The following is a 19352-nucleotide window of genomic DNA, read 5'->3' as shown; positions in this document are numbered from 1 at the left end:
GATTTCTTTTCAATTAGAATAAACAGGCTCAAAACGATACCCTTTTCCTTTTATTGTTCTTATATATTTAGGAAAATTCGGGAGTTCTTCTATTTTTGATCGTAATCCATGAATATAAATATCGATCAGTCTTTTATTTTTATATACTGAAATGACCTCCATCAATTCTTCTCTCGTTACAATACGACCTGCTTTTTTAACTAAATAGATCAAGATCGCAAATTCTCTTGCATTTATTTCAACTCTATTTTTACACCTATATACTTCTTCCCTATTTACATAAATAGAAATGTTACCGACATGTATGATTGTCTCTTTCTCTTCTACTTTATCTTGATAGCTCCTGCGCATAACCGCTTTAATTCTAGCTGATAAATCTCTAGGATGAATTGGATATTTAACATATTCGTCTGCACCCGCTTCTATGCAAATTGCCGCTTCAAAAGTATCGTATTGTTCTACCAATAATATGATAGGAACATTTGTGATCCGTCTGATTCTTAAAATCATCGGTATAAATTCATCTAAAACACGGCTTTTCTTTAAAATTAGGCATCCCTTTAAAAAACCTAAATGTACCTCTTCTTTAAATTCTCTATATGGATAGGTACTTATTTTATACAAGTCAAATTGGTTACTTTGCAAAAGCGCACTTTCAATTTCATTTTTTTCCTGAACGATGACAACCTGCTCCACGCTTTTTCAACCCCTAAAATTTTTTTGGTATAAACTATCATTTCATTTTTAAAGTCATTGTAATGAATTCTTTTATAAAAAGGGGGACATTCATTATACATTTACAAATTCTTTACGTTCAGTTAAAAGCTAGTTAACTTTTGTGGAATATAGTAGGAAATGTAAGAAATAACAAACAACCACTTTTAGGGGGAAATCTTAAAATGAAATTAATCAAAAAACCTTTACTAGTATTATCAGCAGCAGTTCTTCTTTCATTAGCAGCTTGTGGAAATACAGATAAAACTGAAAGCACGTCAGGTAAACAGTTATCTGGAGATATCTTAATTGATGGTTCATCAACAGTTGCTCCTATTATGGAAGCAGTATCTGAGGAATATACAGCAGCTCAACCAGATGTACATGCTTCAGTTGGTATCAGTGGTACTGGTGGAGGATTTGAGAAATTTACAAAAGGTGAAACTGACTTAAGTAATGCATCTCGTCCAATCAAAGACGAAGAGGCACAAATAGCAAAAGAAAATAACATTGACTATATCCAATTAGAATTAGCTTACGATGGTTTATCAGTAGTAGTAAGTAAGGATAATGATTTTGTAGATAAATTAACTGTAGAAGAATTAGCTAAAATGTGGGCAGTAGATTCTAAAGTAAAAACTTGGAACGATGTAAACCCTGCTTGGCCAAAAGAAGAAATAAAATTCTTTAGCCCAGGTACTGAATCAGGAACATTTGACTACTTTAAAGAAGCAATCTTAGACAAAGGTGATGTTCGTAAAGATACTCAAATGTCAGAAGATGATAACGTTCTAGTTACTGGCGTTTCTGGTGAGAAAAATGCGATTGGATTCTTCGGTCATGCTTACTATGAAGAAAACAAAGATAAATTAAAAGTTGTACCAGTTGTAAATCCTGAAACTGGTGAAGCTGTTGAACCAACTGAAGAAACAATTAAAGATGGTTCTTATGCACCACTTTCTCGTGAAATCTTCACATATGTAAATAAAAAGTCTCTTGAGCGTGAAGAAGTAATTGATTACCTAAAATTCGCTAACGAAAACGTACCTACATTAGCTGAAGAAGTTGGTTATGTACCTTTAGAAGATGCAAAGTATGAAGAGAACCTTAAAAAGTTAGACGAAGCTGCAAAAAAATAAATTAATGTAACTGAATTAAAGAGAGGTAAGGACCCGGATGAAGCCTTACCTCTTTCATTCTTGAAATTAGGGGGTTTTTAAATGTTAGAACCAAAAAAAATATCGCCTGTTCAACAAGCGATTGCTGCAAATAAAAAGAAAAAAGTTTCAATGGATACAATCTTAGAAAAATTAATGCCAAAACTGTTTTTAGTTTGTGCACTTGTTGCGATTTTTACAACATTTGGTATTGTTTTTACATTATTAGCTGAAACAGTTCACTTCTTTGAAAAAGTATCTATCGTTGAATTTTTAACAAGTAAAGAATGGCATCCAACGTTATCTGATCCAGATTACGGAATTTTACCACTTATATCAGGTACTTTATTAACGTCACTTATTGCAACAATTGTTGCTGTACCGATTGGTTTAACGTCAGCTATTTATTTAAGTGAATATGCTTCAGATAAAACTCGTCGTACTATTAAACCAATTCTTGAAGTATTAGCCGGTGTACCAACTATTGTTTATGGTTTCTTTGCATTAACTTTTGTTACACCAATTTTAAAAGAAATCATTCCAACATTAGGTATTTACAATGCTTTAAGTCCAGGTCTAGTAATCGGTATAATGATTATTCCTATGATTACCTCTTTATCTGAGGATGCAATGAGTTCAGTTCCAAATTCGCTACGTGAAGGCGCATATGGCTTAGGTTCAACAAAACTTGAAGTTTCTTTAAAAGTTGTCTTACCTGCAGCCATGTCAGGAGTTATCGCATCTTTTGTACTTGGTATCTCACGTGCTATTGGAGAAACAATGATCGTATCTGTAGCTGGTGGTGCAAACCCAATTCTATCGTTTGACCCTACAAAAGCAGTACAAACGATGACAGCATTTATTGCACAAGTCAGTCAAGGTGATGTAGGTTACGGTTCAATTGGTTACTACAGTATTTACGCGGTTGGTACAACATTATTCATCTTCACATTAGTGATGAACGTAATTGCACATTTCATCTCGAAGCGTTTTAAAGAGGAGGTATAATCATGAATTTCATCGATCACAATAAAGTTTCTGCTAAAATTGGTAGCCGTTTAGTAAAAAATAAAATAAGCTCACAAATATTCTTTTTATCTACTATGTTTGGCTTATTCGTATTAGCAGTTTTACTATACAGAATTGGAAGCCAAGGATTTTCATTTATAACACCAGATTTTTTCACAAACTTTGCTTCTCGTATACCTGAAAGAGCAGGTATTAAAGCTGCACTTTATGGAACGATGTGGTTAATGGCAGTAGTGATTCCTGTTTCATTAATTTTAGGTGTCGGAACGGCAATTTATTTAGAAGAATATGCAAAGAAAAACTTTTTAACTCGTTTTATTCAATTAAATATTTCAAACTTAGCTGGCGTGCCATCTATCGTATTCGGTTTATTAGGATTAACAGTTTTTGTTCGTTTATTTGGATTTGAACGTAGTATTTTAGCCGGTGGATTAACAATGTCACTTGTCATTCTTCCTGTTATTGTTGTTTCATCACAAGAAGCCATCCGTTCAGTACCTAACCAATTACGTGAAGCTTCTTTTGCATTAGGAAGTACAAAATGGAAAACTATTTATCGCATTGTCTTCCCAACTGCATTACCTGGTATATTAACTGGAAGTATATTAGCATTCTCACGTGCAATTGGTGAAACTGCTCCACTATTAGTAATTGGAGCCCTTTCTTATGTTGCATTCGTACCAACTGATATCTTCTCTGGTTTCACAGTTATGCCAATTCAAATTTACAACTGGACTTCTCGTCCTCAAGAAGCATTCCAATTTGTTGCAGCTGCTGGAATCATCGTTCTACTTGTTATGTTAATTGTAATGAATGGTGTCGCTGTATGGATTCGTAATAAATTCCAAAACAGATTCTAAATTTGCTTCCCCAGCAATTTATAAATAAAAAAAACTCGGAGTCAGTTAGCTGATTCCGAGTTTTTTTATTAACCCAAGTCTACAATCGTTTTATCATTAACGATTCTTTCGCGAATTTGTTCGCAAAGTTCATTAATTCTCTGTGAATGTTCTTCTTTTCCTTCATACTTCATTTTTAATACATAATATAATACATGATCTCTACACTTTAAAAATGCAGGAATACGACTGTACCATTCTTCATCTAAAACAAATTCAGTTTCATAGCCCTCTCTTAGTAGAGCTAATTGTTTTTTAGCGTATGCTGAATTCTCTTCATACGATTTTTTGCTTCCCCACGCAGTATAGTAAAGGACGATCGCGATATCTGAAATAAAATAATTATATTGTAAATCATCAAAATCAAAGGCAGTGATGTCTCCATGATCATTTACAAAGAAATTATGAAAGTGTAGATCACTATGAATTAATCCATACGAATTAGCATGTCTTGGATAATGACTCATTGCTTCTAAAAGGGCTTTTGTATATGGACCGATTTCTTCATGATTTAACATCACCTGTAGATATGCTTCTTCATCCCATGATTCTCTTGCTTTCGTAACTGGATAATTAACTGTTAAGGCATGCAATTTCCCCAGTGTTTTCCCTAACTTATACATTAAATCATCATTCCATACATCTGGGTTTGTTCGATCAACTAATTTACCATCAGCCCATTCAAACATTGATGCAAAAAAGCTCGTTCCATCACTAGCAACATGCTCTTCTACTAAATTCCCATTTAATGATACTAATGAACCAGCTGCATTTGCACCATTTTCTCTTACATATTTTAAAAAGGTTAGTTCAGCTTCAATCTCATTTTTTTGGCGATGAGAAGAGTGCGTAAGTCTCAATACTCTGGCTACTCCATCTTTTGTATGGCCTTTAAAAATATAGTTTTCAAAATCACCTATTGGCTTCTCATCTACTTCAATTCCGAACGCTGATGCGGCATTATGTAATATTTCTTTCGTAAAAACTCTTTCTACTGTATGTTCCATTGTTCAATCCTCCAAAAAACCTACTTAATGACTACTTTAATTAGTTCTAAATAATTAGGCTATTTCCCTTCATTTTTTCACTTTATTTATTAGAAAGTAATTAATAAAGAGAAGTTGATTGGAGCGGAAGGTGCTCGACTCCTGTGGGAGTAGCGGGACAGATGAGACCCCGGAGGAGGCCCACAGGATGTGGGTCATGCATGCGTTACGACAGGACGTCGTGTTTTTAGCATGCCTACCTTTTGTAGGAGGCTCATCGCACGCCCCACGAAAAGCGAGCATCCTGGAGCGTTAATCAACTTTCTTTTTTTATATACTTTAAGTGGCGAGACTTTTTTGCTTCATTAAAATATCTCACTTTCTTTTACTTCATATTCTTTTCGATATTCATTAGGTGTCATCCCGACCATTTTTTTAAATATTTTCCGAAAGTATTTATCGTCCTGGTATCCAATTTCTCCTGCAATTTCATATATTTTTAACCGAGGAAATTTGAGTAATTCTTTTGCTTTATTCATTCTAATTCGAACGATATAATCTGATAAATTTTCACCGTAAATTTGTTTAAACTTACGTGAAATGTATTCTCTACTTAAATAAAATTTCTCTGAAAACTCTTGAAGAGAGATTTCTTCAGAATAATGATTTTGTATATAGTAAGCAATTTCTTCTATTGTATTTTGTTCTTTGGCTGGTTGTCCTGATTGATGTAGGAGTGAACTAACTCTTTCTCTTTGAGCCAGTAGGAATTCTTTCAGTTCGAAATGTCCTCGGATATTCCAAAAAGCATCAATACTAGTTTTATGTAAAGTTTGTATTGAATTTTTCGTGATCCATCTATTTAAAAATAACTCGAATTCTTGATGCCAATTTTCTAATTGAGCATAAGAGAAATAATTGAATTCCTTCAGATGGTTTACGATCCGGTTTATAATTTCATCAAAATACGAAATATCATTTTTCTCCATCATTTTATCTAGTAATTTTAATAATTCAATTGAATTTAAACCTTTATGTTCCTGTATGTTTGTTTTTAAATATACAGGACATTCAATCATTTCAAGTAAATTGTATTCATGAATTATCTGCTTTGCTTCTATGTATGCATCATGTAATTTTTCTACACCGTACTGTTCACTACTTGAAATATGAAATGGAAAAGGAACAACTGTCATTAAGATTTCTGATAGCTGTTTATTAAAACATTCAACATCTTCTCCCCAATAGATGAAGCAGACCTCTTGTTTCGCATGAATATTTCTGAATGCGATCCCTACATTCTCGTTTTGAAGAATTTCATTTACAACATTTAAAATAGAAAAATAACACAATTCTTCCGACCATATACCGATAAATGCTTTTAAATTTCTTAATTTAATAACTGATATATGAACTGATGCTATTACTGTTTTTTCAACATCCGCTAGTAACTTTTCATCGTACTCGTTACCAAAAATGGCATTACTCAACTGCTGGTCCCGATAGAAAGGTAATATTTCATCCAATTTCCTTGTATGTTTGATTGATTCTCTTCGTTGCAGTTCTTCTTTTTTCCATTCTTCAACGACTTTGCTAATCGTTTCGTTTAATGTGTCAGGATCAATTGGCTTTAATAAATAATCTGAAGCTCCATTTTGAATTGCTTCCCTCATAAATTGATAGTCTTCATATCCTGTTACAACAATGATTTTACTCGTTAATTTTTCTGACTTGATCCATTTTAATAATTCTCTTCCATCCAACTCAGGCATCATCATATCTGTAAAAATAATTTGTGGACGCTCACTTATGATAATGTCCTTTGCAATTCTACCATTTTCAGCTTCAAATATTTCCGTTGTATTTATTTCATCCCAATTCGCTAATAATTTAATCCCTTCTCTTACATGGGTTTCATCATCAATAATTAACACTTTCATTTTCTATTGCTCCTCTATCTACATGTAGTGGCAAATAAATTGTGACAATGAAATGCTCATGCTGTTTACTCTCAATATAAAACTTGCCTTTTTCACCGTAATATAATTGAATTCGGTCATTTATATTCTTTAATCCGATACTTTCCTTTTGTGATTTCACCTGATTCATTAATGACAATTGAATCTTCTCTAATTTTTTTTGATCTACACCAACACCGTTATCAATTAACTTTATACACATCGTTTCAAAATCAAATTGACGTATTGAAATTTCTAGCTTTCCAAAGTTTTGTTTCCGTTCAAAACCATGCTTAAAATAGTTTTCTACAAGTGGTTGTAAAGTCATTTTCGGCATGTTAGTAAAATATAAATGTTCATCAACATTCAATTTATATTCAAACTTCCCATCATACCTTTCATTTTGTAGTGCTAGGTAATCTTTAATATGATTAATTTCATCTACTACTCGGACGAAATCCTCGTTATTTCTCATGCTATAACGCATGATTTTTGAAAGAGATGTTAAAAGCTTATATACTTTTTTGCCATCATTTTTTAATGATAAAGTACCAATTGACTGCAATGAATTGTATAAAAAGTGTGGATTCATTTGTGATTGTAATACTTTTAGTTGATTCGTTTTATTTTCTATTTGAAGTTTATATTCTTTTATGTATAAATCATTTATCTTTTCAATCATTGAAGTAAAGTGTTGACCTAGCTGTCCAAATTCATCATCACCAAGTGAATCAAAAGAAACAGCTAACTCTCCTTCTTCAATCCGTTTTATATTCCGAATGAGTGTATGGATTGGATTTGTAAATTTTACTGAAACGAGAATCGTTAGTAACGTTACAAAAAGTACAGAAATTGCCCCAATTGTTATATTAATCATTAAAATTTTATTGGCATCTTGGTAAAGGTTTGTATAAGGAATACTCTTAATAATTGTCCATGTTTTTCCGCTAGCTTTAACTTGATCTGATACATAGACTCCTTTGAAATGTTTATTCTTGCCTTCAAAGTCATATTGACCTTTTTCAACTTTCGTATTATTTATCTCTTTATACCAAGAATTGGTTAACCTTTCTCCAATTCGATTTTCATTTGAGGAATAAAATACATTTCCATCTTCGTCTAATACATATAAATGCTCACGATTTTTATCGTAAATACGATCAAAGATTTCTTTAATACGATCTAACCTAACATCAATAGAGAGAAAACCTAATAACTGATCTGTTGTAACATTCATTAATCGATAATGAAATGACATGACTTGTTTAGCAGGCTTTACTCGAAAATCAGAAAGATCATTATAGCTTTTAATATCATGAGTTGATTCAATTTCAACAAACTGCTCGTCCTTCATTAATGTCTTATAAATAGGGAAATCATTAAAGTTCAAAAGCTTTCCTCTTCCGCTTACCTTTGCATTGTAGACAGAAAAATCATCCTTCCCCCGTTCGATATAAAGATGCATTTGTTCGATTTCTCTTCGGTTAAAATACAAGTTTAATAGATTCCGATTGATTTCAAATTGATTTTTGTCTATAAACTCCGTCGCACCATTTTCTAATACCTCTAAATATGGACGGTTTGTGTAAATTGATAATGGGATATTATTAATTTCCTCAAAGTAGTTTTTTAAATCACTTCCACTTTTGTTGATTAATACATGATTATTTTTTACAAATCGATTAACAACCGAATTTTTTGTATATATGTAAATAGATATGATTGAAATTCCAAATGGAATGATCGTAGCTGCTAAAAGAAAAACAATTAATTTAAAACGAATTCCGCGTTTCAATAGTTCACCACCTTATCTTCTATATTAAATTAAAAACTAAAAATTTTAAATAATTAGAAAAAAAAGAAAGCTAATGATCCTACTCATCAGCTTTCTTTCTTATATTATTTCTTATATTTACTTTTCCAAGTAGCATCAAATTCTTTTAGCATTTGCGTTGAACTAGATTGCTTAGCAATATACTTTTGAATTGAAGCGCCAAGATCATTCGTTGCACCATCTGGGAACTTGAACCAGTTCCAAGTTAATGTTTTACCAGCTGCAGAGTACTTTTGGATATCGTCTGCAATTGGTCCTAAGTTTGTACCTTTAATTGTTTTTAAAGCAGGGATAAATTTAAATTTTTCAACGATGTACTTTTGACCTGTTTTTGAAGTTACCATCCAGTTTAAGAATTTTTTTGCTTCAGCTTTATTAGCAGAATTTTTATTTACAACCCAGTTATTTGGAACACCTACTGGTAATTTATCCATCGCAGCTTTATCGTTGTTAATTGGCATTGGTAAAACACCAATCTTCATATTTTTCTTAATTCCATCGATAGTAGTTTGAGTCCAGTTACCTTGTTGCATCATAGCTGTTTGACCTTTTGCAAATTGTGTAACTTGCTTATTGTAATCTGTAGTTAATGGATTTTTGTTACCATACTTTACAGTTAAATCTAATAATTTAACCCACTCTTTGAACTTCTTATTATCTGAAATTTTTACTTTCCCTGAATTTACATCTTTAATGAATTGGTCAGGATTAGATTGTTGTGCAAACGGGATATTAAGTAAATGAATGCCTAGGATCCACCATTCAGCATACCCTACTGAAAATGCTGTGATTCCTTTTGCTTTAAGCTTTTTACTTGCTGCTTCTAATTCTGTAATTGTTTTTGGTAAAGTTGTAATTCCAGCTTTTTTGAATAAATCTTTATTATAAATAAAGCCATAACCTTCAGTATTCATTGGCATACCGTAAAGTTTGCCATTCATCGTCATTGGTTTTTCAGTACCTTTATAAAGATTTTTCACCCATGGCTCTTTTGATAAATCTTCTAATTTATCTTTCCAAGTTACTGCTTCTTGGAATCCACCATTGTTAAAAATATCTGGACCTTTCCCCTTAGCAAATTCTGCTTTAAGAGCTGCTCCATAATCTGCTCCCCCACCAACAGTCGTTACTTTTACTGTTACATTTGGATAGGCCTTATGGTAATCCTTTGCCATCGCTTCAAAATCTTTGGCAATTTCAGCTTTAAATTGGAAAACATTTAATGTAACCTTTTTACTACTTGTTGCTTGTGTTGTACTTTTTGCAAATGCGCCATTTGCTCCGACTGAAGTTAATAGTACAAATGATGCTGATAATGCGGCTATAGCTTTGATCGCTTTAATCTTCACCTTAAAACCCCCATTTTTCTAAAAAATATTATGAATACGTTTACATTATACTTGTAAAAGTTTTCATACATAGATAGTTAAAATTGACCTATTGGGTGGAAAAAATTGATGATATTTTCTAAGTCCAATATCACTTAATAGAACCACTCGTAATTCCTTTAATAATATGTTTTTGTGCAGCAAAGAAAAAGATTAGTAGAGGAGTAACTCCTAAAATTAAGCCAGCCAATGCTAAATGCCATTGCTTCATATAGGCACTAAAGAAATAGAAGGTTGATAAAGGAATGGTACGTTGTTCCTCGCCTAAAACTAGGGATGGCAATAAAAAGTCGTTCCAGATCCACAATGTATTTAAAATAACAATTGTAACTGTAATAGGTTTTAATAATGGAAAAATAACCTTCCAGAAAACCATAAAGGGCGAGCATCCATCAATAATTGCAGCCTCTTCTAGCTCAATGGGAATTGTTTTAATAAACCCGTGATATAAGAATATAGATAAAGCAGAGCCAAACCCTAAATACATTACAACCAATCCCCAATGGCTTTCTAATAAATGTAATTTATCTCCCACCTTCATCAATGGAATCATGATCGATTGGAAAGGAATGACCATCGCTGAAACTAATACAAAAAACAATACTGCCGATATTTTATTCTTTGTTCTAACTAGTTTGTATGCCGCCATTGAACAAAACACCACAATCACCAAGTTACTAGCAATTGTAATAATCAGTGAATTGAGAAGCGCTTTACCAAAATGCATAATTTTCCATGCCTCTTTGTAATTCGAAATACCCAAAGACTTAGGTAAAGCAGATGTATTTGAAAGAATGTCCGCAAAGGATTTAAACGAATTAACAATTACATAATAAAAAGGGACTAGAAATAACAATGCGATTAAGATAGCTAAAATTTCTAAAGAAAATAGATTGAATGTATATTTTTCCTTTTTCATCACATCTCTACCTCCCTTTTCTTAGATAAATAAACTTGAACAACCGTGATAATTGATACAACTACGAAAAACACAATTGCTTTTGCTTCTCCTATGCCAAAATTATTATTTGTAAAAGCTTCTTTATAAATATTGTAAGCTAGCATTTCCGTCGATCCGAACGGGCCACCACCCGTCAATGATAAGTTTGTATCGAATATTTTAAAAGACCAAGAGATTGTTAAAAATAAGCAAACTGTAACCGCGGGCGCAACCATCGGAATCGTAATTTTCTTTAAAACTTGAAATCTATTCGCTCCATCAATTTTGGCAGCCTCAATTAAATCATTCGGCACACCTTGCAATGCTGCTACATAAATAACCATAATATAGCCGGCACCTTGCCACACAGCGACAATGACGATGGCCCAAAATGCACCATTAGCAGTCCCAAGCATAGCAGTTTCTAAAAACTTTAATTTTAATGTGCTTCCAAGTGAAATTAATCCCTGATTAAATATGAATTGCCAAATAAAGCCTAATAATAAACCACCAATGAGATTAGGCATAAAAAAGATCGTTCGCAAAATATTACGAGACTTTAAAGCCTGCGTAACTAATAGAGCTAATCCAAAGCCCACTATATTCGTTAAAATGACCGCAATTAAGGTATATTTTGCTGTTAATTTAAAGGACGCAAGAAAAGCTAAATCATCCTTAAAAATATACTTATAATTCTCTAAACCTACCATTTTTATATGTCCAGTAATTCCATTCCAATCAGTAAATGAATAATAAATACCCATTATAAAAGGAACCAATACAATTGCTATAAATACTAGATAAACAGGTCCTACAAAACTAAAAAAATTTAACGCCTTTTTTAATTTTTTTATTCCCGCACTTGTAACCTTCTGTTTTCCCTCAAGAACGGAATCACTTGAAACCTTGTTTGTTTCGAGCATATAACCACCTCCAACTTCATCTTAATTTACCAACGAAATAGTGAAAACAGAATGGTTTGAACAATAGGGTGGAATATATTGACTAATATTTAGTTTCTATGAATCTACAAAACAGAATGCTTAACAAATCTTATGTCTCCCGTTAAATACTTCCATTCACTTTGAGGACTCTTTGATGGTTATCGATTGAAAAAAAGAGGATGATTCCTTATTAGTTCCTCTTTTCACGTTATGACAGCATAGTAATTTAAAGAGAGGATATTTTTGTTTTCCTATTGAATAGATATATTATCTTACATGCAATATTCAAAATGAAGGAGAAATATATGAATAAAAATTCGAATTCAAAAATAAGCATTTCACGAACTTCTCAATATGTTAATAAATTAAGAAGTTTCAAAGTTTATATCGATAATAAAGTAGTAGGTAAAATAAAAGACGGTGAAGAACTAACTTTAGAAGTAGCACCAGGAAAACACTCTATCTTTTTAGAAATTGATTGGTGTAAAAGTAACAATATATTGTTTGATAGTATGCAAAATGAAATGACACAGTTTAACTGTGGAAGTAATATAAAAGGGAGTAAAATCTTATTCGCATGGTTCTATTTATTCTCAAAAAACAAGTGGGTGTATTTACAAAAAAGTTAATAATGTTTGTCAATGCATGGGTTAGTTACATAACGAAGGACTACTTCAACATTTACGTTATCCCCCAAAAAATGACTATCTCTTAAATACACAAATTTTCTAGATATTGATTGTAGCGAGGGTAGTGAGACTTCTGTGGGAGTGACTGGACAGGTAAACCCTACAAAAAGCGAGCTTCTTTAAGCTTAAATAAATTAACCTCTTTCGCTAAGAATATTAAGACAAACAAAAACCGCCTATTTTCATAGACGGTTTTTCCTATTTATAAATGAATACAGATTAACACTCTTTTATGAAGCACTTTTACTAATCTCAGTATTCTTCTGATCTCTTTGATAATTTACAATAATAATCCCCGCAGTTACCATCATCAAACCTATAAATACTAGATAAGACAATGCTTCATGAAGCATAAAAGATGATAACATAACGCCAAAAACAGGTACTAAAAATAAGTACATTGAAACCTTACCAACCTGATTATATTTCATTACATTATTCCATAAAATGAAGCCAACTGAAGATAGAAGTGATAAATAAAGTAACATACCAACTGTTAATAAATTAAAATGAAACTGTAAAAATCCTGCTGCTACACCACCTATTAAAAGTAAACCAAACGATCCCATCATCATTTGATAAGCTGTCAAATAAGCTACATCCACTTTTTTTGCTGCTTCCTTTGCAAAAACATTTCCATAACCGCCAAATGCCATTGCGATTAATAATAATATTTCACCTATACCTAAGTGCAACGAAAGTGTTCCTTTCGTTATATTCACAATAATAACACCAGCAAATCCAACTGTAACACCAATTATTTTTTTGAATGATAAGCGATCATTTTTATACATAAAATGTGCGGCTAGCAGTTGAAAGAATGAAGTAGTTCCTGCAATAATCGAACCTTGAACACCTGTCGAGAAACTTAGACCAATATAAAATAGTACATATTGTAAAAACGTCTGAAACAACCCTACTTTTCCAACAACTAGTACAGTATCACGTTTAAATGTTAATTTACGTCCAAGCAGCGTAAAAAATATAATGATTAATAGCGAAGCCAAGAAAAAGCGATAGCCTGCAAATAGCATTTGCTCCCAAATATCAGTTTTCCCGATATCTAAATGTTCGTAACTAAGCTTAATAAATGGAAATGCACTTCCCCATAAAAATGTTGTAATAATAGCTGAAGATATAACGCCAAAAGGATGTGTAAAAAACTTTTGTGCTGTCACAGATTCCCCTCCCTTTCTCTTTTTCTTTTCTATCTTTGTTTATTGTCTATTAATAGATCCTAATCCAATGTCAATCTTACTACATTTCCTATTCATTTTGATTAAATTTGCTTAATTTTTGACTTTTAAGCAAATTATTTCATCACACTTGTTGGAATATGGTAATATATATTTAATAAGAATTATTTTAATCTAGCCACTTGATTCTTTTTCAACTTAGAAACTATATATTATGGAAAAACCAACTTATAAAAGTATGCTGCTGTCCTATGGACGGCAGCTTTCGTCGTTTTATAAGGGTAGTGAATTTGATTATTTTTCTCAATTGCATAAAAAGAAAGGGGTATTATTATGGAAGCAAGTACTAAAGTATCAAATATACAAACTACATATGAAGCCGATCACGAAGCTTCATCTAATTTTCTTACAAAACACGGTGAATTAATTGCCGCTTTAATTTCAGGGGTTTTCATATTGATTGCTTCATTATTAAACGACAAACATTCAACCATCTCTATCTCATTATATGTGTTGGCTTTTTGTATTGGAGGCTTTGCTAAAGCGAAAGAAGGTATTGAGGATACAATCGCTGAGAAAGAACTAAATGTTGAAATGCTAATGATTTTCGCAGCAATCGGTTCAGCTATTATCGGATATTGGACTGAAGGTGCAGTATTAATTTTTATCTTTGCTTTAAGTGGAGCACTTGAAACGTATACATTAAACAAAACAAATCAAGAAATATCTTCTCTATTATCATTACAACCTCAAACTGCCATTCGTATGAATGGAGATTTAGAAGAAGTTGTAAGCATCAAGAATCTAAATCTAGGTGATTTAATTTTGATTAAGGCTGGTGAACGTATTCCTGCTGACGGTCAAATTATGAAAGGTGAAACATTAGTAGATGAATCAGCACTAACTGGTGAATCTATTCCGGTTGTAAAGGCTTTAAAAGATGAGGTTTTCGCTGGTACGATTAATATGAAAGGAACTTTAGTCGTTGAAATTACGAAACATAGTGATGAAACACTGTTCCAAAAGATTATCAATCTTGTTCAAACAGCTCAAAGTGAAAAAACACCTTCTCAACAGTTTATTGATCAATTTGAAGGTGTCTACGTAAAAGGTGTTTTAATTGCAGTATTGATCATGATGTTTTTACCTCATTTCCTTTTAGATTGGTCATGGACAACAACTTTTTATCGCGCAATGATTTTATTAGTAGTGGCATCACCTTGTGCATTAGTAGCATCAATTACGCCTGCAGTACTATCAGCAATTTCAAATGGTGCTAAGTCCGGCATACTTGTTAAAGGTGGTATACACTTAGAACGATTGGCGGTTTTAAAAGCGATTGCCTTCGATAAAACTGGAACTTTAACAGTAGGAAAACCAGAAGTAACTGGATTTGAAATGATTAATGGAATGGATCGTGTTGAATTATTATCAATAATTGCTTCTATCGAACGTTATTCTACGCATCCACTTGCTTCAGCAATCGTTGATTATGCAACAAAACAGGGCGCTACTATCTCTACTTCTTTTGAACAGATTGATGATCATGCTGGTTTTGGTGTTTCAGCAGTCGTAAATGGCATAGCTTACCGAGTTGGAAAAAAGGAATTTGTTACTGTAAAACATAATCCTTTTACCCATTTTGAAGAAAATGCAGAAAAAGAAGGTAATACAATTGTCTATGTAGGAACGGAAGACACTCTAGTTGCAATCTTCTCTTTAAAAGATTTAGTACGAAATGAAACAAAAAATGCATTAAAAACATTAAATAAATTAGGTGTTCAGACAGTTATGATTACTGGAGATTCTGAACAAACTGCAAAAGCAATTGCTTCAGAAAGCAAAATTAATGAATTCTTCTCTTCTTGCTTACCTGATGAAAAAGTATCAATCGTTAAAAAATTAAAAGAACGTTATGGCCAAGTAGCGATGGTAGGTGATGGGATTAATGACGCACCCGCTTTAGCTACAGCAAATGTGGGGATTGCAATGGGTGGCGGTACTGGTGTCGCATTAGAGACTGCCGATGTTGTACTAATGAAAAATGACCTAACAAAAATATCAAAAGCCATTACATTATCAAAACGTATGAATAAAATTGTTAAACAAAATATCATTTTCTCATTAGCAGTGATATCATTTTTAATATGTTCAAACTTTTTACAAATAATTGATTTACCTTATGGAGTAATCGGACATGAGGGAAGTACAATCTTAGTTATATTAAATTCATTAAGATTATTGAGAAATTAATATTAAAGCGCAAAGCACAGTGACCTATTCATTGTACTTTGCGCTTTTTTACTTAATGGTAATCGTTATGTCCGTTTGCTGAACCACTAGTTTTATGTTTTGGATGAGAACTACTTTTTTGTTTTTTGTTAGACTTATCATTATGGTTTTGTTTGTTATTACTCATGAACATTCCCTCCCTTATTTGAAGTCTTTTATAGTTTATCTAATCAGCAAAAGACTACTCATGGAAGATACGTCCAAAAATGTTAAACACGCATTTTTCTTTGCTTTAAAAAGGCATTTATTTCTCCACCAATTACAACGACCATGGCTGAAATATAAAACCAAATCATTAAAACAATAATGCCACCCAAACTTCCGTAATGACCTGTAAAATTACCGAAATTATCTACATAATATGCAAAACCAAAAGATGAGAATATCCATCCAAGTGTTGCAAATATTGAGCCAAAAAATACTTTTTTAACATGTACTACTTTACTTGGCCCTATAGAATAAAGGACGGTAAAAACCAAATATAAAATAATAAAACTCAATGACCAACGGATAATACTCCAAGTAGATAAAAAACGATCAGAAATTCCTAGAAATTCAAATAAGAACTCCGCAATAACCTTCCCAAATACCGGGATTAAAAGAGCGAATACGATTACAAACACCATTATTAACGTTAATAAAATAGAAACTCCTCGTGTAACGAAATAATTTCTTTTGTCCTCTACGTCATATGCATCATTAAAAGCTCTAATAATTGCATTAATTGCATTAGAAGATGCCCAAATTGTTGCAATTAACCCGAATGATAACACACCACCATGTGATTGTCCGATTATTAATTGTAAATTACTCTTAATAATTGCCATAGCATCTGGAGGAGCATACTGACTTAAAAATGCAAGAACTTCATCGTTTGATATCGGTAAATAGATAATTACCTGTGTTAAAACTAATAGAAATGGAAAAAGAGATAGCATGAAGTAATATGCTAGCTCCGCTGAACGAGACACAATATCGTCTGCCATACACTTTTTCACTAAATCCCAAACAAATGCGACAATCAAATTCTTTTTGCTAATCAAGTTTACACCTTCAATGTGTTTATTCTTTTGATGGAGTTGATGTAGATATACTCGATAATAAAACTTCTTCAACTTTTTCTTCCACTTCTTCTGCATTCTCTTCATTAATGTCTTCAACATTTTCAAGAGTTGCAGCTAGTTGCGCTTCTACTTGATCTTCCACTTTATCTTCAAACGGATCTACCTTTTTTTCTACAGGCTCATTAACTGCTTTCATCACGTTTTCTACTTTTTCTTCAACTTCTTCAGCAGCATCCCCAGATACTACTTTAGAAGCTCCTTTAACCGATTCAAACTTGTTGATAGTAGAATCTTTAATTTCAATCCACTTATCTTTTACAAGTTGAACGTTATCTTCTAATTTTTCAACAGAATTTTGAACAACCTTCAATTGAGAGCGAACTGCTCCTTTTACTAATTCTGGATCTTCTTTCATTTGATTTAATTTCTTAGATACACTTTTACCTTTTCGTGTAATCTTTTCACGATTTTCTTTGTTCAGTAAAGTAACTCCTGCACCAATTGCGACTCCGACAAGAATATTGCGTAAAGCTTTGTTACGTTTTGACATTCTACATCCTCCTCTAAACAGTTAGTTGGTGTTGCTTTAAAATATGCTGAAGTAAGTGTGAGCAGCCTTCCTCAACGATGTTATATACTTCATCAAAATTTCCCGTATAATACGGATCAGGTACTTCCTTCCACATTGAAGATGGTACGTAATCTGAAAGGAGTGTTATTTCTCCTATACAATTATTTCTTGCTAAATTCATTAAATCCTCTTTATTCTGTGCATCCATAGCAACAATATAACTAAAATATTTAAAGTCATTATCTGTCACTTTTCGAGCTTTCATACCTTCGCAATCTATACCTTTTTGACCTAGTAATTCCTTTGTTCCCTTGTGTGGTGGGTGACCAATATGCCAATCACCAGTACCTGCAGAATCAATCATAAAATGTTTTTCTAACCCTTTTTCTGTCACTATATGACGAAAAACAGCCTCTGCCATTGGCGAGCGACAAATGTTACCTAAACAGACAAATAATACTTGAATCATTTCGATGTCTCCTTCAAATTAATTACACTTTTTGCCAAAATTTAGCTGTTTGTTTCGATTCCATTCTACACTTTCTAATTTAAAAAGAAAAGAAGTGCTAAAGTGTATAATTCAACTTAAAATTAACAAGATTATACTCATCATCACAATTTTCAAGTAAACACACATAAATTTATTGCTTTATCCATATAACCAGGGATTACTGTCTTTATATGATGAAAATATTTCTATTTTATCGTATAAAATGATTGTATTTTTAAAACACATTGACTATATTTAGTAATGACAACTAAATGTACGATGAACCACAAGGGGAGCCATGAGGCTGAGAGTGAATAGCATAACTATTCTTACCCTTTGAACCTGTTAGTTAATACTAACGTAGGGATGTGGCACGATGAAAAAGTAACCCTGGGATCATCATGCTACCAGTGTTACTTTTTTTATTTTTACCATTCCTCTCCCTAATTTACACTTCAATTGAAAGAGTTATCCAAACTCTATTCCAAAGTGCTTCATTTACAATGAGTGTTGTCAAAGAGAGATAAGGGGGAATTTTATATGAGAAATTCAAAAATACAAATGATGGTAGAAATTGCAATGTGTGCAGCATTAGCAATGGTTTTTGATTTACTACCATTATTTAAAGCACCACAAGGCGGATCTGTATCATTATCAATGCTACCTGTTTTTTTAATCGCATTTAGATGGGGAATAAAACAAGGTTTAATAACTGGCTTATTACTTGCAGCACTACAATTAGTTACCAACTTTTATTTTGTTCATCCAATTCAAATATTATTAGATTACATCATTGCTTTTACAGGTCTAGGATTAGCTGGTATTGTTTACAAACAAGTTAAAAATAATTTAACGAATGGAAATAAAACATTAGCAACTATCTTTATAATAGTAGGTACTTTTATTGGTTCACTAACTCGTTTTCTATGTCATTACATTTCTGGAATCGTATTTTTTGGTTCGTACGCTCCAAAAGGAACACCGGTATCATTGTATTCTTTAGTTTATAATGCTTGGTATATGGTTCCATCATTTATCATTTGTGCAATCATTTTAATATTTTTACTTTCAACAGCTCCAGTTCTTGCAAACGTGAAAAAGAATCAAGCTGCTTAAAAACTATCATTTATTCACTTATAACCCTACTCTTTCTTGAGTAGGGTTTTTCTATTCTAAATAAAATATATTCATAAAATTATTG

At 32.3% G+C, this 19352-nt stretch carries 17 protein-coding genes and 1 riboswitch; of the genes, 6 read left to right on the top strand and 11 right to left on the bottom strand.

Annotated elements, in window-relative coordinates:
• Positions 1–9: 9 nt before the first annotated feature.
• Positions 10–696, bottom strand: coding sequence for a winged helix-turn-helix domain-containing protein (locus tag ACX6U0_RS11740; RefSeq protein WP_464960117.1), 687 nt, complete (start codon positions 694–696; stop codon positions 10–12).
• A gap of 203 nt (positions 697–899) precedes the next feature.
• Between ACX6U0_RS11740 and ACX6U0_RS11735 the strand changes: the two genes are divergently transcribed.
• The 3 genes from ACX6U0_RS11735 (at position 900) to pstA (ending at position 3760) form a co-directional block, all read left to right on the top strand.
• On the top strand, positions 900–1853 hold the full coding sequence (locus ACX6U0_RS11735; protein WP_464960116.1) for a PstS family phosphate ABC transporter substrate-binding protein: 954 nt from the start codon (positions 900–902) through the stop codon (positions 1851–1853).
• An 81-nt stretch (positions 1854–1934) separates the two neighbouring features.
• Entirely contained in the window at positions 1935–2879 is a 945-nt protein-coding gene (gene pstC, locus ACX6U0_RS11730) for a phosphate ABC transporter permease subunit PstC (RefSeq protein WP_464960115.1), read from the top strand.
• 2 nt (positions 2880–2881) lie between these two features.
• Entirely contained in the window at positions 2882–3760 is an 879-nt protein-coding gene (gene pstA, locus ACX6U0_RS11725; protein WP_464960114.1) for a phosphate ABC transporter permease PstA, read from the top strand.
• 68 nt (positions 3761–3828) lie between these two features.
• Here the strand turns inward: pstA and ACX6U0_RS11720 are convergent, their stop codons facing one another.
• The 6 genes from ACX6U0_RS11720 to ACX6U0_RS11695 form a co-directional block, all read right to left on the bottom strand.
• Positions 3829–4806, bottom strand: a complete 978-nt coding sequence (locus ACX6U0_RS11720) for a phosphotransferase enzyme family protein (protein WP_464960113.1) — start codon at positions 4804–4806, stop codon at positions 3829–3831.
• A gap of 344 nt (positions 4807–5150) precedes the next feature.
• Positions 5151–6725 (bottom strand): response regulator transcription factor, encoded by a 1575-nt coding sequence (locus ACX6U0_RS11715; RefSeq protein WP_464960112.1) that lies wholly within the window; start codon positions 6723–6725, stop codon positions 5151–5153.
• Positions 6706–8538: a sensor histidine kinase gene (locus ACX6U0_RS11710; protein WP_464960111.1), complete on the bottom strand. Its 1833-nt coding sequence runs from the start codon at positions 8536–8538 to the stop codon at positions 6706–6708. Before ACX6U0_RS11710 ends, ACX6U0_RS11715 begins: the two co-directional genes overlap by 20 nt.
• A 104-nt stretch (positions 8539–8642) precedes the next feature.
• Complete coding sequence (locus ACX6U0_RS11705) at positions 8643–9926, bottom strand: ABC transporter substrate-binding protein (protein ID WP_464960110.1); 1284 nt, start codon at positions 9924–9926, stop codon at positions 8643–8645.
• 130 nt (positions 9927–10056) lie between these two features.
• Positions 10057–10884, bottom strand: coding sequence for a carbohydrate ABC transporter permease (locus tag ACX6U0_RS11700; protein WP_464960109.1), 828 nt, complete (start codon positions 10882–10884; stop codon positions 10057–10059).
• Positions 10884–11828: a carbohydrate ABC transporter permease gene (locus ACX6U0_RS11695; RefSeq protein WP_464960108.1), complete on the bottom strand. Its 945-nt coding sequence runs from the start codon at positions 11826–11828 to the stop codon at positions 10884–10886. Before ACX6U0_RS11695 ends, ACX6U0_RS11700 begins: the two co-directional genes overlap by 1 nt.
• Positions 11829–12154: 326 nt before the next feature.
• Here ACX6U0_RS11695 and ACX6U0_RS11690 point away from each other — a divergent pair, with 326 nt between their 5' ends.
• A complete protein-coding gene (locus ACX6U0_RS11690; RefSeq protein ID WP_464960107.1) occupies positions 12155–12478 on the top strand; it encodes a hypothetical protein in 324 nt (107 codons plus the stop codon).
• 290 nt (positions 12479–12768) lie between these two features.
• Here ACX6U0_RS11690 and ACX6U0_RS11685 read toward each other — a convergent pair whose 3' ends face one another.
• Positions 12769–13716, bottom strand: a complete 948-nt coding sequence (locus ACX6U0_RS11685) for a DMT family transporter (RefSeq protein WP_464960106.1) — start codon at positions 13714–13716, stop codon at positions 12769–12771.
• 351 nt (positions 13717–14067) lie between these two features.
• Between ACX6U0_RS11685 and ACX6U0_RS11680 the strand changes: the two genes are divergently transcribed.
• A complete protein-coding gene (locus tag ACX6U0_RS11680; RefSeq protein WP_464960105.1) occupies positions 14068–15987 on the top strand; it encodes a heavy metal translocating P-type ATPase in 1920 nt (639 codons plus the stop codon).
• Between the two features lie 248 nt (positions 15988–16235).
• On the opposite strand, the gene ACX6U0_RS11675 is transcribed toward ACX6U0_RS11680, so the two are convergent.
• From ACX6U0_RS11675 to ACX6U0_RS11665, 3 genes are read right to left on the bottom strand one after another with little or no spacing between them, the layout of a single operon-like run.
• Positions 16236–17069 (bottom strand): YihY/virulence factor BrkB family protein, encoded by an 834-nt coding sequence (locus tag ACX6U0_RS11675; protein WP_464960104.1) that lies wholly within the window; start codon positions 17067–17069, stop codon positions 16236–16238.
• Between the two features lie 19 nt (positions 17070–17088).
• Positions 17089–17640, bottom strand: coding sequence for a YtxH domain-containing protein (locus ACX6U0_RS11670; RefSeq protein WP_464960103.1), 552 nt, complete (start codon positions 17638–17640; stop codon positions 17089–17091).
• Between the two features lie 13 nt (positions 17641–17653).
• Positions 17654–18130 (bottom strand): low molecular weight protein-tyrosine-phosphatase, encoded by a 477-nt coding sequence (locus tag ACX6U0_RS11665; RefSeq protein WP_464960102.1) that lies wholly within the window; start codon positions 18128–18130, stop codon positions 17654–17656.
• Positions 18131–18430: 300 nt separating this feature from the next.
• Positions 18431–18535, top strand: a riboswitch (TPP riboswitch).
• 156 nt (positions 18536–18691) lie between these two features.
• On the opposite strand from ACX6U0_RS11665, the gene thiT reads away from it, so the two are divergent.
• Positions 18692–19267 carry an energy-coupled thiamine transporter ThiT gene (gene thiT / locus ACX6U0_RS11660; protein ID WP_464960101.1) on the top strand — a complete coding sequence of 192 codons (576 nt, stop codon included), beginning with the start codon at positions 18692–18694 and terminating at the stop codon, positions 19265–19267.
• The last annotated feature ends 85 nt before the right edge of the window (positions 19268–19352 follow it).

The sequence above is a fragment of the Gottfriedia sp. ABJ_BB2_2 genome (assembly GCF_055484705.1).
This window is presented reverse-complemented; position numbering and strand designations above follow the sequence as displayed.

What these genes read in the sequence shown, in the direction of transcription:
- ACX6U0_RS11720 (WP_464960113.1), bottom strand. Translation starts at nt 4,806, where the DNA reads ATGGAACATACAGTAGAAAGAGTTTTTACGAAAGAAATATTACATAAT.
- ACX6U0_RS11695 (WP_464960108.1), bottom strand. Translation starts at nt 11,828, where the DNA reads ATGCTCGAAACAAACAAGGTTTCAAGTGATTCCGTTCTTGAGGGAAAA.
- ACX6U0_RS11735 (WP_464960116.1), top strand. Translation starts at nt 900, where the DNA reads ATGAAATTAATCAAAAAACCTTTACTAGTATTATCAGCAGCAGTTCTT.
- ACX6U0_RS11700 (WP_464960109.1), bottom strand. Translation starts at nt 10,884, where the DNA reads ATGAAAAAGGAAAAATATACATTCAATCTATTTTCTTTAGAAATTTTA.
- pstC (WP_464960115.1), top strand. Translation starts at nt 1,935, where the DNA reads ATGTTAGAACCAAAAAAAATATCGCCTGTTCAACAAGCGATTGCTGCA.
- ACX6U0_RS11690 (WP_464960107.1), top strand. Translation starts at nt 12,155, where the DNA reads ATGAATAAAAATTCGAATTCAAAAATAAGCATTTCACGAACTTCTCAA.
- pstA (WP_464960114.1), top strand. Translation starts at nt 2,882, where the DNA reads ATGAATTTCATCGATCACAATAAAGTTTCTGCTAAAATTGGTAGCCGT.
- ACX6U0_RS11680 (WP_464960105.1), top strand. Translation starts at nt 14,068, where the DNA reads ATGGAAGCAAGTACTAAAGTATCAAATATACAAACTACATATGAAGCC.
- thiT (WP_464960101.1), top strand. Translation starts at nt 18,692, where the DNA reads ATGAGAAATTCAAAAATACAAATGATGGTAGAAATTGCAATGTGTGCA.
- ACX6U0_RS11670 (WP_464960103.1), bottom strand. Translation starts at nt 17,640, where the DNA reads ATGTCAAAACGTAACAAAGCTTTACGCAATATTCTTGTCGGAGTCGCA.
- ACX6U0_RS11665 (WP_464960102.1), bottom strand. Translation starts at nt 18,130, where the DNA reads ATGATTCAAGTATTATTTGTCTGTTTAGGTAACATTTGTCGCTCGCCA.
- ACX6U0_RS11715 (WP_464960112.1), bottom strand. Translation starts at nt 6,725, where the DNA reads ATGAAAGTGTTAATTATTGATGATGAAACCCATGTAAGAGAAGGGATT.